Annotated in this window: 1 protein-coding gene; it reads right to left on the reverse strand. The window is 70.4% G+C overall.

Translation table 11 applies throughout. The features are described from left to right. Nucleotides 1-130 precede the first annotated feature (130 nt). A partial coding sequence (locus MFF64_RS39185) for a hypothetical protein (protein WP_498071640.1) occupies nt 131-243 on the reverse strand: 113 nt, incomplete at its 5' end.

A 243-nucleotide genomic window follows, 5' to 3' on the forward strand; every position in this document is an offset into this window, starting at 1 on the left:
TACCGACCAGCGAAGACCTCACCCATTGCGCTGCGCCCGCTCCCGTTCCCGTTGAGGTTCGTGCCCCGGCTGCCGGGATACTGCCACGGATCCGTCGGCCCGGGTCCGTCCCCGGGCCCTGGGGTCCGACCTAGCTCTGGTGTCCCTCGTAGTGCGCGAACGCGTCCGCGGTGCGTCCCGCGCCGTACACCCTGAGGAACTCTTCCAGTTCCGGATGGTCAGGGGCGAGGGAGGTGGCCGCGT

Source organism: Methylobacterium frigidaeris, assembly GCF_022179185.1.
GTDB lineage: Bacteria > Pseudomonadota > Alphaproteobacteria > Rhizobiales > Beijerinckiaceae > Methylobacterium > Methylobacterium frigidaeris.